Source organism: Bacillus sp. BSL6 (genome assembly GCF_052928345.1).
Genome location: NZ_JAVGCW010000001.1, coordinates 271,906 through 286,684, shown reverse-complemented (window position 1 = coordinate 286,684; position 14,779 = coordinate 271,906). Strand labels below are relative to the sequence as shown.

The 14,779-nt window shown below is 36.8% G+C and carries 13 protein-coding genes and 2 other annotated features; all 13 genes read right to left on the bottom strand.

Features of this window, described 5'->3' with window-relative positions; all coding sequences use genetic code 11:
- Positions 1 to 26: 26 nt before the first annotated feature.
- A complete protein-coding gene (gene rpmI / locus RCJ96_RS01670; protein ID WP_001125945.1) occupies positions 27 to 227 on the bottom strand; it encodes a 50S ribosomal protein L35 in 201 nt (66 codons plus the stop codon).
- A 21-nt stretch (positions 228 to 248) separates the two neighbouring features.
- Positions 249 to 752: a translation initiation factor IF-3 gene (infC, locus tag RCJ96_RS01665; RefSeq protein WP_000973214.1), complete on the bottom strand. Its 504-nt coding sequence runs from the start codon at positions 750 to 752 to the stop codon at positions 249 to 251.
- 62 nt (positions 753 to 814) lie between these two features.
- Positions 815 to 935, bottom strand: a sequence feature (ribosomal protein L20 leader region).
- A gap of 210 nt (positions 936 to 1,145) precedes the next feature.
- Positions 1,146 to 3,083, bottom strand: a complete 1,938-nt coding sequence (gene thrS, locus RCJ96_RS01660; RefSeq protein WP_000786083.1) for a threonine--tRNA ligase — start codon at positions 3,081 to 3,083, stop codon at positions 1,146 to 1,148.
- Between the two features lie 47 nt (positions 3,084 to 3,130).
- Positions 3,131 to 3,359 (bottom strand) — a binding site (T-box leader).
- Between the two features lie 31 nt (positions 3,360 to 3,390).
- Complete coding sequence (gene ytxC, locus RCJ96_RS01655) at positions 3,391 to 4,272, bottom strand: putative sporulation protein YtxC (protein ID WP_316148877.1); 882 nt, start codon at positions 4,270 to 4,272, stop codon at positions 3,391 to 3,393.
- A 279-nt stretch (positions 4,273 to 4,551) separates the two neighbouring features.
- The gene (dnaI, locus tag RCJ96_RS01650; protein ID WP_074610067.1) at positions 4,552 to 5,490 is read right to left on the bottom strand and encodes a primosomal protein DnaI; all 939 of its coding nucleotides are present in this window, start codon (positions 5,488 to 5,490) and stop codon (positions 4,552 to 4,554) included.
- A gap of 33 nt (positions 5,491 to 5,523) precedes the next feature.
- On the bottom strand, positions 5,524 to 6,930 hold the full coding sequence (locus tag RCJ96_RS01645) for a replication initiation and membrane attachment family protein (protein WP_000415041.1): 1,407 nt from the start codon (positions 6,928 to 6,930) through the stop codon (positions 5,524 to 5,526).
- Positions 6,931 to 7,056: 126 nt separating this feature from the next.
- On the bottom strand, positions 7,057 to 7,518 hold the full coding sequence (gene nrdR, locus RCJ96_RS01640; RefSeq protein WP_001203687.1) for a transcriptional regulator NrdR: 462 nt from the start codon (positions 7,516 to 7,518) through the stop codon (positions 7,057 to 7,059).
- A 284-nt stretch (positions 7,519 to 7,802) separates the two neighbouring features.
- Positions 7,803 to 8,186, bottom strand: coding sequence for an adenosylmethionine decarboxylase (gene speD, locus RCJ96_RS01635; RefSeq protein ID WP_002003660.1), 384 nt, complete (start codon positions 8,184 to 8,186; stop codon positions 7,803 to 7,805).
- Positions 8,187 to 8,575: 389 nt separating this feature from the next.
- Positions 8,576 to 9,604 (bottom strand): glyceraldehyde-3-phosphate dehydrogenase, encoded by a 1,029-nt coding sequence (locus tag RCJ96_RS01630; RefSeq protein ID WP_316148878.1) that lies wholly within the window; start codon positions 9,602 to 9,604, stop codon positions 8,576 to 8,578.
- 109 nt (positions 9,605 to 9,713) lie between these two features.
- Entirely contained in the window at positions 9,714 to 10,316 is a 603-nt protein-coding gene (gene coaE, locus RCJ96_RS01625; protein ID WP_316148879.1) for a dephospho-CoA kinase, read from the bottom strand.
- A 51-nt stretch (positions 10,317 to 10,367) separates the two neighbouring features.
- Entirely contained in the window at positions 10,368 to 11,000 is a 633-nt protein-coding gene (gene ytaF / locus RCJ96_RS01620; protein WP_000281751.1) for a sporulation membrane protein YtaF, read from the bottom strand.
- Positions 11,001 to 11,072: 72 nt separating this feature from the next.
- Positions 11,073 to 11,903: a DNA-formamidopyrimidine glycosylase gene (mutM, locus tag RCJ96_RS01615; RefSeq protein ID WP_074610059.1), complete on the bottom strand. Its 831-nt coding sequence runs from the start codon at positions 11,901 to 11,903 to the stop codon at positions 11,073 to 11,075.
- A gap of 12 nt (positions 11,904 to 11,915) precedes the next feature.
- Positions 11,916 to 14,549, bottom strand: a complete 2,634-nt coding sequence (polA, locus tag RCJ96_RS01610; protein WP_000412813.1) for a DNA polymerase I — start codon at positions 14,547 to 14,549, stop codon at positions 11,916 to 11,918.
- Positions 14,550 to 14,779 lie beyond the last annotated feature (230 nt).

Genomic DNA, 14,779 nt, shown 5'->3' with positions numbered 1-14,779 from the left:
CTAATTGTTCTATATATCAGCCGAACTTATTTTAAGTTGTCAAGCATTTGACGAATGCGTTTGAAGTCACCAGCGCTTACTACACCAGCTTTACGTAGTTTACGTTTAGCTTTTGTAGATTTGTTAGCGAATAAATGGCTTGTGTAAGCGTGAGAACGTTTCAGTTTACCTGATCCAGTCTTTTTGAAACGCTTTGCAGCGCCGCGATGAGTTTTTTGTTTAGGCATAGGTATTTCCTCCTCTATCTATTACTTATCGTTTTTCGGTGCTAAAACTAAGAACATACTGCGTCCTTCCATTTTAGGCTTAGATTCGATTGTACTAACTTCAGCACAAGCTTCTGAGAAGCGATCTAAAACACGTTGACCGATTTCTTTATGAGTAATGGCACGTCCTTTAAAGCGAATTGACGCTTTAACCTTGTCGCCTTTCTCTAAAAACTTGATAGCATTACGAAGTTTTGTGTTAAAGTCGTGTTCATCAATTGTTGGACTTAAACGAACTTCTTTCATGCTAATTACTTTTTGATTTTTGCGCTGTTCTTTTTCTTTCTTCTGTTGCTCAAAGCGGAATTTACCGTAGTCCATAATGCGGCATACTGGCGGTTTCGCATTTGGAGCAACTAATACTAAATCAAGATTAAGATTTGCAGCTAAGTCTAAAGCGTCATTACGAGACTTGATTCCAAGTTGATCGCCATTTGCACCAACTAAACGTACTTCACGTGCACGAATTTGCTCGTTAATCATCATATCCTTGCTAATAGTAAGCCACCTCCAAGGTTTTCTCAGAACATAGTTTGTAGTCATAGAACCCGACAAAAAAAGTGCGGGCATACGACACCCACACTTGTAAAATCTTAAGTAAGAAATACATTTACCTGTAAACTGCGAATGCGTCCATCAGGTGAGAAGCGGGTGCTTCTACTTGTTCCACAAAACAATATTCTATTATCCTTGATGAGTTTATCATAGGACATGACGTCTGTCAAGAAGACGCGATGTGTTTTACTAACAACAAGAAATATTGTAACAAACAACTAACATACTTGCAATACTTTTTTACGATAAGTATTACATGGTTTTTTTTTCTAATTTCTCTTACTTATATTACATAGAAAAGCCGCGGTATACCGCGGCTTTTTCTTATCGTTTTCCTTCTACTTTAATCATATCAACAAAAGCATCTAATGCGATTGTTTCTGATTTTTGTTCACCGTATTTACGTACGTTTACGCCGTTTTCAGTTACTTCATTGTCACCTACTACAAGCATGTACGGAATTTTTTGCATTTGTGCTTCACGGATTTTGTAACCAATTTTCTCTTCACGAGTATCTAATTCAACACGGATACCAGCACGGCGCAATTCGTCTTGTACTTTCTTCGCATAGTCTAAATGTACTTGCGGAGAAACTGGAATTACTTGTACTTGAACTGGAGCTAACCAAGTTGGGAATGCACCTTTGTATTCTTCAATTAAGAATGCTACGAAACGTTCCATAGTTGATACAACACCACGGTGAATTACAACTGGACGGTGTTGTTTACCGTCTTCACCAACGTAAGATAGTTCAAAGCGTTCTGGAAGTAAGAAGTCTAATTGTACAGTTGAAAGTGTTTCGTCTTTTCCAAGAGCAGTACGAACTTGAACGTCAAGTTTTGGACCGTAGAATGCCGCTTCACCTTCAGCTTCATAGTAATCAAGACCCATTTCATCCATAGCTTCTTTTAACATACCTTGTGCTTTTTCCCACATCTCATCATCAGCATAATACTTTTTAGTATCTGCTGGGTCACGATAAGATAGACGGAATGAATAGTTCTCTAAACCGAAATCTTTGTACACTTCTAGAGTTAAGTTTACAACACGTTTTAACTCTTCTTTAATTTGATCTGGGCGAACGAAAATGTGCGCATCGTTTAAAGTCATTCCGCGTACACGTTGTAAGCCAGATAACGCACCTGACATTTCATAACGGTGCATTGTTCCAAGTTCCGCAATACGGATTGGTAATTCACGATAGCTGTGAATATCGTTTTTATAAACCATCATGTGGTGAGGGCAGTTCATTGGACGAAGAACTAACTCTTCATTATCCATTTCCATTGATGGGAACATACCATCACGGTAGTGGTTCCAGTGTCCAGAAGTTTCATAAAGCTCTCTGCTTCCTAGTACTGGAGTGTATACGTGATCATAGCCTAAGCTCGCTTCTTTATCAACGATGTAACGCTCGATAATGCGGCGGATTGTTGCACCCTTTGGTAACCAAAGTGGTAAACCTTGTCCTACTTTTTGGCTATTAGTAAATAGTTTTAATTCTTTACCTAATTTACGGTGATCGCGCTCTTTCGCTTCTTCAAGCATACGTAAGTGCTCATCTAATTCTGCTTTTTTAACGAATGCAGTACCGTAAATACGTTGTAGCATTTTATTATTGCTATCGCCGCGCCAGTAAGCACCTGCAACGCTTAATAATTTGAATACTTTAATTTTTCCTGTAGATGGAAGGTGAACACCACGGCAAAGGTCGAAGAATTCGCCTTGCTCATAAATTGAAATAACTGCATCTTCTGGAAGATCGTTAATTAAATCTAATTTTAACTCATCGCCGATTTCTTCAAAACGACGAATTGCTTCTGCACGTGGTACTTCATGACGAACGATTTCTAAGTTCTCGTTCACAATTTTTTGCATTTCTTTTTCGATTTTCTTGAAGTCTTCAACTGTAATTGCTTCTTCCATATCAATATCGTAGTAGAAGCCATTTTCAATTACCGGACCAATGCCAAGCTCAACCTTAACATCTTTATATAAACGTTTTAACGCTTGTGCTAAAAGGTGAGCTGTTGAGTGGCGTAAAATATATAAGCCATCTTCAGAATCTAATGTAATGATAGAAACTGCACCATCTTCTTCGATTGGTGTAACAAGATCAATCATCTCATCGTTTAATTTTCCAGCCACAGCTTTTTTCTTTAAGCCTGGGCTAATAGAAGCTGCGATTTCTTCAGTTGTTACGCCTTTTGGAAACTCCTTCACAGCTCCATCAGGGAAAGTAATTTTAACTACATCTGCCATCACTGGTCACTCCTCTTTTTCTCAAAATAAAAAACACTCATCCCGTAAAAAGGGACGAGTGTTGAATTCGTGGTTCCACCCTTGTTCCAATTAACCTTATTGTTAATTGCTCAAGTTCAACATAACGGTGTTGTCCGTTAGCAATTACTAGAAGAATCGTTCACTGCTAAAGTTTAGAGGTGGTAAGTAATAATCCCGTACTAGGAAGCTCACACCCTAAGGCTTCCCTCTCTGAAAATCGTAGAAAACTACTCATGTCCTCATCATGACATTTCAATATATTTCATTTATGTAGGTAATTATATGCTCAAAAACTTAGAAAATCAAGGGCGTTACCTTTATTTTTTAAATTTTTCACATTGCGCTCAAACTCATGTAATCCATGTAATTGTACCCGTTCTTGAAATACATTTCGCAAAGTAATAATCATATTATGGTCTTGTTCTTTCGTATATAAATAAATTTTTTTCGGCGAAATAGAAAGAAGTGGCGCAATTACTTTCGTATCAATATATACATCCTTTTGCTTCAATAATTCCTCATCTATATATTGAACCAATTTCTCCTGTTTTAAACGTCTACCTTTATCATCGTAGAAAATAAAACTCTCATCAAAAATAAGATGCACACAGGACAAACGTGATTTCCGACTACGCACTTGTTGCCTTAGCGACTCAATAAACATTTGATATTCTTGTTCCAACTTATACTCATCAATCGCCACTTCGGCAAGCTTAGCTACCATTTCCCTATATGTACGAAGACGAAAACGAACATATGATGAAAACGAGAATGAAAGCGGATCACAAAGCCAGTTATTTAAAGAAGATTTAATATATGATTCAAATGTGTGACGCGTTAATTCACGAGCAATTCCTTTTCTTCTTCCTTTTAAAATCTCTTGTGCCCTATGCAATATTTGATGACACTCTTCCTCTTCTTCATAAAAAAACTTCTCTTTTAAGATTGTATATATCCACTCATTTTGTTTCACATTCACAATGAAATATACCATGACTGGTAATAAAATCTTTTCAATATAATTTGATTCACATACTGGTATGTGAATCACCACTTTTTGTTCCTGTAAATACACACTCGTTTCCTTATATAACAGTTCCGCTCTTTTCAGTAGTTGTCTATATACGTGCATAGCATCATTTTTTTCTTCGAAGCAAATTTCAATCACTTTTGTCCCCCCTTTTATCCCTGCTCTAAAGGACTGTATCTATACGTTACAAATCCTATAAGAGTCCGTCCCGCGTGAAAGTTCACTCTTAGTAGAATTACATTTCTTATCGTTAGAAAATCCACTCGATATGGCTTGCTAATTTTATATATATTAAGGGAGGGAGAAAAAAATGATACAAGCTACTAGGAATTTTCAATAAGAACTTTTCATTTTATAATTCGGCTACTTTAAAAAGCGTTTAACTACAAAAGAAGAGCAAGCTTCTCAGCTTGCTCTTTACTTATGACGACGGTTTTTCCCGCCAATCGGAATTGGTTTCGCCAAATATTTAATGCGTTCCATAATACGAGCTGCTTTCATTTCTTCCGCTTCACCGCGCTGCGTATATGTTAAATGATGTTCTAGTTGTTTAAAATCAAAGTTAGACGTAAAGAACGTCGGTAAGTTTTCTAACATACGGAATTGCAAAATTGCACCGAGTACATCATCACGCACAAAGCTTGACATCGCTTCTGCTCCAATATCATCTAACATTAAAACTTGTACGCGTTTCACCGCATCAATCTTTTCCCCAATCGAATTATCTTGAATTGAACTTTTAATTTCACGTAAAAATTCAGGGAAATATACGAGCATTGAACTTATTTTCTTTCGAGCAAGCTCATTCGCAATTGCTCCTAATAAATACGTTTTCCCTACACCAAATTTACCGTACAAATATAAACCTTGTACTTTTTTACCAGGTTCATATGTACTTAAAAATTCATTGGCTGCACCAATTGCATCAATACGCGCATCTAAATCTGAAGGGTCTAAGTTTTCCATCGTTGCTTGTAAAATATCAGTCGGCATATATACACTCTGAACGAGCTTTTCATATTTCTTTCTTTCGTCATAGGCTACTTTTCTCACGCAACGATCGTATTGAATATCAATCATCTTCCCTTGGATAACGAGCTTTGGCTCATACCCTTGCAGCATGTTTTTACACGAACCTAGATCCGGACAATCCGCGCAACCTACACTTTGTCCAATATATTCGTATAATTTCACAAGACTGCGTTCAATCATAGACGTTGTTACTTCCCCTTTATGTTCGTCTATAAATTCTTTCACACGCGGATGTGCCATTACTTCCGCCTTTAATATTTCATATCTATTTTTAAAATTTTCATTTTCCATTAACTTTGCAAATGAATTTTGAATATGCTCCATTTTCTCACCTCAAAGAGCGTTCATTCTCTTCTATTAATCACGCTTATATTTTTTTAACACTTCTTCTAATCGTTTTCGTTCGTCCTCTAACGTACTTGCACCTTTTTCAGCACTTACATCTTTTTTCACAGTTTCTTTCTCTTGTTCTTTCGGCTCTTCTTTCAGCCAATCTGGTACCATTTCTTTTCGTACCGTTTTCTTCGACGTACGGCCTTTCTTCTTCGTCTCAGCCCATTCTTGATATTGACGGTTTTCTTCTTTCGCTAACGCCATTGCTTCAGCTACTGTGCCGACCTTTTTACGTGCCCAATGTCCAGCAATCTTCTCCACATACGTTTTCGCAAGTTTCATATCTGAGCGTAGCATAACGTAATAAATAAGTACATTCACAACACCTGGCGTTAATTTTTGATTGATCATTACATCTTCAACGATTTGCAAGTCAGCCTTCGTTGCCTCTGCACCGCCAGAGATTTCTTTCAATAGTTGCTTTGGTGAGATTTCCTCTAGCTGTTTGATTAACATCTCTTCTTGCGTAGAAGGCTCTTTTTCTTTCATCATACGTGCAGCGTGAGGCTGTACTCTTTCACTTAATACAGGTAACGCTTGGCCGTTTTCGAACTGATACCAATCACGCGCTCCTTTTCTAAGCCTTTCGATATCAATTGTCTGCAGCTCTGTCACCGCACCAAGAACGATATTTTGCATCGATAACACATCTACATCATACACGTAAGCAAGTGTAATGACACATTCTCGCACTTGATCTGTAATCGCCTTTTTAGGGACAAGAGCGGACAAGCCATCTACAAATAAGGAGAAATCAAAGAAATCATTCCAAACTTTCGGAGCGTCTCCCTTTTCATTACTTGGCATAGCTGTCGTTTTTGGAATACGAAGGTCTTCTTGCGCATGCTCAAGCTGACCTGGATTAAACGAACCAAACACATCATTAAAAGAACGCGTAACATTTTCATAAGATGCAAAATCAAATTCTTCTTCTAAGAAATAATGCTTTACTTGATTATATTTTGTCCGACTCAATCGATTGTATAAAAAGATACTTAAAACAATATCATCAAAAAACTGCTTTGGAGATAAAGGTGGTTGCAGCTCATATATAAACATTCGAATATCTTTTTCTTTCTTAATATATACTTTCAAAAGTCCAATTGCCTCTAACTTTACTCGTTCCTCATATACTTCGGGAAGCTGCATTTGCATGGTCACCATAAGGGAATGATGCGTATTCTCTTTTCCAAATACACGATCTTGTTCTAACTCTCCCCATAGCGTCATGTACAAGCTAAAAGCTCTACTACCTATTAACGGCTGATATAACATCGTTAACACTTTTCGGTCGTAATTATGCAATAACCCTTTCGCACTTACTTTATAACGATCAATCGGCAATAGCTCCATCCATGACTGTTTTTCCATTCTTGCTTTCCTTTCTCTCATCCAATCTTCACTATATAATTTATTAGCGAAAAAGAGCTATTAGCTTTCGCTTCTAGCTCTCTTATCTCATTACTTACGGTATGTAAAGAGAATACGATACAGATTCTACTCTCTTTCTTTTTGCAGTATATCTTTTAATTCTTCAATAAATACATTTAAATCTTTAAATTGGCGATATACAGAAGCAAAACGCACGTAAGCAACATCATCGATATCACGCAGTTCTTCCATAACAATTTCACCAATCATATCACTTTTCACTTCTGATATACCTAAATTACGAAGTTCACGTTCCACACTTTGAGTTACTTCTTCTAATTGTCTTAAAGATACTGGTCTTTTTTCACACGCTTTAATTAAGCCACGTAAAATCTTTTCTTTATTAAACTCTTCTCGTGTTCCTTCTTTTTTTACAACGATAAGAGGTGACTCTTCCACTCTTTCAAATGTCGTAAAGCGGCTTAAACAGCTTTCACACTCTCTCCTTCTTCGAATAGAGCGCCCCTCGTCTACCGGACGCGAATCTAACACTCTTGTACCATTATGAGAACAGGATGGACAACGCAATATATTCACTCCTTTACACTATACTCTTTATTTTTCTCTACTTACTTCATCTGACAATATATATACATTATTATATAACTCATTTTAACTCTCTTACCACTTTAAGTTTAAGCGCATTATTTTATCATCTCGTTTTTAAGAATACGATGATAGATGCGTTGTTAACTTATTCGTAAGAGCTCCATTTATTCAACTAACGAGTACATCATATTTTTCCTTTTTTATAAACTAAAAAAGAGGTGCATTATACACCTCTTTACATTTTAAATCAATTATGTTCTTTTTTAAAGAGCTTTTGTTTCTCTCTGCTTAATTTCGAAGCTACCAGTGCCTCGAGGAAGCTCGATGCTCTCACGCGTTTTCGCGTTTAAACCTTCTGCAATATATTCTGCAGCAACATTTGGATCAATACGATCCCCACAAGTATAAACATCAATACTTGCGTAACCGTGCTCCGGAAAGCTATGAATTGTTAAATGTGATTCCGAGATAATTACTACTCCACTTACACCTTGTGGTGCAAATTTATGGAAAGCAACCTCACGCACTTCAGCACCAGCTCTTAGTGCTGCATCCACAAATAATTGTTCAATATACGGCATGTCATTAAGCTTGTCGAAATCGCAATCCCAAAGTTCAGCGATCACGTGACGACCCATCGTATCCATAGTATCCATTCTACAGTTCCCCCTTGTAAATTTATTCTAACTGTTCGAATTGAAAACTAATTTGCAATTTGGCTTGCTCCACTACCACGGGGGAAAGTTAGTCCAGAGAGGTCCTAACCCTTTAAGTAGTGACTACGTACCTCAGCTCTTAAGTTTACGAGTGTTAGTATACTTTGTTTATTTTCATTTTGCAACAACAGTTTTTTCGATTTTCTGTCATATTTTCCTCTTTACTTTTCCCTAAAAAAAATAAATGATTCACAAATACAGTAACCCCAACGTTTCGTGGTATGTCCACTATCAAAAATATACTCCTATAATTTTTTTCCTTTTCAGAAAAAAATAAAAAAAAGAGGGCAAATATTCCACTTGCCCTCTCCCTTATTCACTTAAATATGTTGCACATTTTCTTGCTTCGCTAATTCGTCAACAACTAACGTTACAAGATCTACAACACGACGAGAGTAGCCCCACTCGTTATCATACCAAGCCAGCACTTTCACTTTACGATCACCCATTACCATTGTAGATAAACCATCAATGATAGCTGAGTGTGTATTTGTATTAAAGTCAATAGATACTAAAGGCTCTTCGCTGAATTCTACAATGCCTTTTAACGCACCGTTTGCAACAGTTTTGAATGCATTGTTAATAGCTTCCACTGTCACATCACGTTTTACATCTACTACTAAGTCAACAAGAGACACGTTTGGCGTTGGTACACGAAGTGCCATACCATGAAGTTTCCCATTTAAATGTGGAAGAACTTTTGCTAGCGCTTTCGCAGCACCTGTCGTTGTCGGAATAATTGATTGTCCGCAAGCACGTGCTCTTCTTAAATCTTTATGTGGATTATCAATATTTTTTTGGTCATTTGTATAAGCGTGAACTGTCGTCATTAAACCGTTTTCAATTCCAAACTGCTCATCTAACACCTTCACAACAGGCGCTAAACAGTTTGTTGTACAAGATGCATTTGAAATAACAGTATGTTTTGTAATATCTAATTGGTCTTCGTTCACACCTACTACAATTGTTACATCTTCATTTTTACCAGGCGCTGTTAAAATAACTTTTTTCGCTCCAGCTTCAACGTGAAGAATTGCTTTTTCTTTTGAATTAAATTTACCAGTTGCTTCAATTACAACTTCAACACCTAAATCTGTCCAAGGCAATTCCTTTGGATCGCGGTTGTTTAAAAGGCGAATCATTTTCCCATCAACTAATAAGTGATCTTCAAATGCTTCTACTGTTCCGTCAAACTTGCCGTGAACTGTATCATATTTAATTAAATGTGCTAACGTTTCAGATGGATAGCTTGCATTGATTGCTACAATTTCGAATGCGCTTTCTTTTATTGCCTGACGAAATACCATTCTCCCAATACGTCCAAATCCATTAATTGCCACACGAGTCATAATATGTTATCCCCCTTGAATGCGTTATACTATTTATCTCCAATCCCAATAATAGTATAACACAAAAAGAGGATATGTCACTAAGCATTTTCATTAATTTCACAATTTTTTAGTCAATAATGTTCCATTTCTTTAAAATCCCCTGTAATTGTGTTTTCGTTCCCATAATTGTGCCATCATTATTTATTACTTCATCTGCATGTTTCACTTTTTCTTCTAACGGCATTTGAGATTGAATACGAGCTGTTGCTTCTTCTTCTGAAAAATTATTTCGCTTCATTAAACGTTCTAATTGCGTATGTGGCTTAACTGCTACAACTAAAACGCGGTCAACGAGACTTGTTAATTTACTTTCAAATAAGAGAGGAATATCTAACACAACCGCTTGCATACCTTCTTTTATGTACATTTCCTTTTGCCTATTCATTTCCTCACGCACTGCAGGATGAACAATTTTGTTTAACTGCAATCGTTTCTCTTCATTATAGAAAACGACACTTCCTAATTTCGGCCGATCTAGTTCTCCATCTCCTTGTAACACTTCCGTTCCAAACACTTCTACAATTTTGTTATATGCTGGTTTTCCTTTTTCTACAACTTCTCTTGCGATAATATCTGCATCAATAACTGGTATACTGAGCTCGCGAAACATTTGAGATACTGTACTTTTTCCGCTTGCAATACCTCCCGTTAATCCAATTACTACTGTCATCATAATCCTCCTCATAATAAAAGGCGCGAAACTAATGTTCCACGCCCGTACTTACATTTTCCAAATTCCAATAATAATGAGTAATACCCCAGGCAGGAATGTAAATTTTTGCAACCATTTCATATTTGATAAAACCGTTCCAAGTTTCATTCCAATAAATAAAAACAAAGAACTCATCACTGCAACTAATATCGCCATCATAGCAGGTGCATACCCTAATAAAGACGCACCAATTCCAGCACCGAATGAATCTACAGAAAGAGCGATACCAAGAAGCAATGCTTCTCCTGCAGAAATGGTGCCTGATTTATCGAAATCTGCTACAGTCGGTTTCCGTAAAATTTGAATGACTAACCCAAGCGAGGCAATCTCTAATTTCCAGACCTTCTCCTCTTGCTTCGGTTCTTCTTTTTTCTCACTTCGAAAAAATTGATATAATACCCAAATCCCTATTCCAATAAGAACAAGCCCACCGATACGCGTTGCGATAACAGGTGAAAATACTTTCGCGATCATATGTCCAATTCCCATTGAAACAAGCATAACAGCCGCTGAACACATTCCGATAATTACAATTGATCTTAGTGGAATTCTTACGCTTCTTAAACCATATGTTAGCCCTACACTACAGCTATCTAAGCTTAATGTAAAAGCTAATAAAATAAGAGATAAATAAAGGTACATCGGTAAGCTCCTCCCTTATACATAGCTCTGCTGTATGTATATGACAAATGCCTATCCGATGTTATCTCTTTTCTATATTCTTGGCTGACAAATCGGGCAATAATGCGTTCCTCTTCCGCCAACAACTGTTTTTTCTAATATCGTACCGCAAGTCACACACGGTTCTCCTTTTTTTCCATATACATTTAGCAGTTCTTGGAACGAACCAATTTGCCCTTGTGAGTTGATATACGTTCGAATTGTACTTCCGCCACGCTTCACCGCTTCACCTAACGTTGTAACGGTCGCCTCATAAATTCGCTCAATTTCTTCTACTGTTAAAGACGACGCTTCTCGTTCTGGATGAATTTGAGAACGGAATAAAACTTCATCTACATATATATTTCCAAGTCCTACTAAAAGACGCTGGTCTAACAATACAACTTTTATTTTACGATTTGTCTTTCGCAATCTCTCTTGTAAATACTGTGGTGTCAATTCAGCATCAAATGGCTCCGGACCTAAGTCAGCAAGAGGCATTTGATTCATTTCCTCACCTTTTTTAAAGAGATGCATCGTACCAAACTTTCTCACATCTTTATAATGTAATTCAGTTCCATCTGTAAATAAGAAACGGACGTGCGTATGCTTATCAATTGGTTCATCCTCTTGATGCAGTAAAAACTTACCTTCCATACGCAAATGTGAAACAATGACATAATTCGTTACATATAAAAGCAAAAACTTTCCTCTTCGCTTTATATTTTCAATCGTCTCGCCTTTTAGCATTTCTTTAAAGATTTCTGCATCATCCGGTCGTTTCACTATTTTCGGATAAGTAACAATAACATCTTCAATCGTTTTTCCTGTTACAAGATTTTCAAGTGTCCGTCTGACGTTTTCAACCTCTGGTAATTCAGGCATTTCATCACTTCCTTATTTTGCGTCGTACCAAGTTGGACCGTAAGAATAATCAACTTTCAACGGAACTGCAAGTTCAATTGCATGCTCCATTACTTCTGGTACAAGCTTCTCTAATTTTTCAATTTCTTCTTTTGGTGCTTCAAATATTAATTCATCGTGTACTTGCAATAGAAGACGCGCTTGTAATCCTTCTTCTTCTAAACGATCTGCCATAATAATCATCGCTTTTTTAATAATATCTGCTGCAGTACCTTGAATTGGTGTATTCATAGCTGTACGCTCAGCAAAGCTACGCAAGTTGAAATTACGACTCGTAATTTCCGGAATGTAACGGCGGCGATTTAATAATGTAGCTACATATCCTTTTTGTTTCGCATCTTTTACGATGTCATCCATGTATTCTTGTACACCAGGGAAACTTTCTAAATACTTTTCAATAAATTCCGCTGCTGCTTTTCTTGTAATTCCTAAGTTTTGTGAAAGACCATAATCACTAATACCATACACAATTCCGAAGTTAACAGCTTTCGCTTGTCGTCTCATATTTGAAGTTACTTCATCTTTTTCAACGCCAAATACATCCATAGCTGTTTTCGTATGAATATCCATGTCATGTTGGAACGCGTCGACTAGCCCTTTATCATTTGCAATATGAGCTAATACACGAAGTTCAATTTGTGAATAATCCGCTGCGTACATAATCCATCCTTCTTCTGATGGAACGAATGCCTGACGAATCTTTCTTCCTTCTTCTAATCGAATTGGGATATTTTGTAAGTTAGGATCCGTTGAACTTAATCGGCCCGTTTGCGTTAATACTTGATTGAAACGAGTATGGATTTTAGATGAATCTTCATGTACAACTTTTAATAAACCTTCAATATAAGTTGAATTTAGTTTCCCTAATTGACGGTAATGTAAAATGTTTGGAATAATTTCATGGTGATCCATCAGCTTGTCTAATACATCTGCTGACGTAGAATAACCTGTTTTCGTCTTCTTAATAACCGGTAAGTTTAAATTCTCAAACAGAATCACACCAAGCTGCTTCGGTGAATTTATATTAAATTCTGTTCCCGCCAGCTTATAAATTTCCTGTTCCATTTCCTTTAATCTACCTGCAAGTTCTTCTCCCATATTACGAAGACGTTCTGTATCAACTTTTACACCTTTTACTTCCATATCAGCTAATACACGTGCAAGTGGTAATTCTAACTCTGTAAACAGTTCATATTGCTCATTCTTTTCTAACTCTTCAACGAATGTTTGCTTTACATCATATAATACATGCACTTTACGAGCTACATGCTCCGCTACTATCTCTAACTCTGGAACAGCACGCTTCGCACCTTTTCCGTAAACTTCTTCATCAGATTTCACAGCATGCGTTTCTTTCATTTTCGCTACAGTACGGAAATCTTTATCTGTATCAGCCGGGTCAAGTAAGTAAGCAGCGATTAATAGATCAAAGTCAATCCCTTGCATATCTATACCGTTCCATTTCAGCGCAACGATCGCACGCTTCGCATCAAATGTATACTTTCTCATTTCTCCATCTGCAAGCCACTCTTTAAAAGCATCTGATTTAAGTGCAATGTCTGTCTGAATAAAGTAACATCCATTTTCATTTTGAATACCGAAACCTTGAATGTCTGCTTTATGATAATTATCTTCTTGTACTTCAACGATAAGCGCACTATCTTGCTGAAGCATTTCTTCTGTAACTTCTTCTACAATATCAAATGTAATATCATCTAATTCAGCTGGAGCCGTTTCTTCTGGCGTAACACCTAATTTGTTTAAAAGAGATGTAAATCCTAAATTCTCGAACATTGGAATGACATCACTTGGCTCATATCCTTTATACTCCATATCATCCACATGCACAGTAATCGGTGCGTCTGTAATAATGGTTGCAAGATCTTTACTCATAAGAGCTTGGTCTTTATTTGCTTCCAGCTTTTCCTTTAATTTCTTCCCGCTTACTTGATCTATATTTTCATACACTTCTTCAACCGTTCCAAACTGTGTTAACAATTTAATCGCAGTTTTTTCACCAACTCCTGGTACACCTGGAATATTATCTGATTGGTCTCCCATTAAACCTTTCATATCGATAATTTGCTTTGGTGATAAGCTGTATTTTTCAAATAAAGCTTCTTTCGTATATTCGTCTACTTCCGTAATCCCTTTTCGAGGAATACATACAAGCGTGTTATCAGAAACAAGTTGAAGTAAGTCTTTATCTCCTGAAATAACTTTTACACTTGCGCCTTGTTCACTCGCTTCTTTCGCTAGCGTTCCCATAATGTCATCCGCTTCATAATTTTCTAATTCATAACGCGGTACATTGAATGCATCAAGCATCTCACGAATAAATGGAAATTGCTCTGATAACTCAGGCGGAGTCTTTTGACGTCCTCCTTTATACTCACTATATGTTTTATGACGGAATGTCGTTTTCCCAGCATCAAATGCTACTAACATATGCGTCGGTTTTTCTTCCTCTAATATTCTCATTAACATCATTGTAAAACCGTAAATTGCGTTCGTATGTATACCTTTGTCGTTATTTAAAAGCGGTAGTGCAAAGAAAGCACGATACGCGATATTATTACCATCTACTAATACGACCTTTTTTTCCAAATCAGAAACCTCCCCATACAAATTTGAAATGATTTTTTTCACAGAAAAAAACCGTTTCTTTCCTCTCTCTATATTAACATGACTAATAGAGAGAAGAAAAATAACGGTTATTTTCTTTCATATATAAAACAGACTTATATTGGCATAAAGGGAAGTGACGAGAACAGCTTAACTATTCTCGTCCAAAAATACTCCTTGGATGAAGGGGTTTTCATGTATTATATTAACAG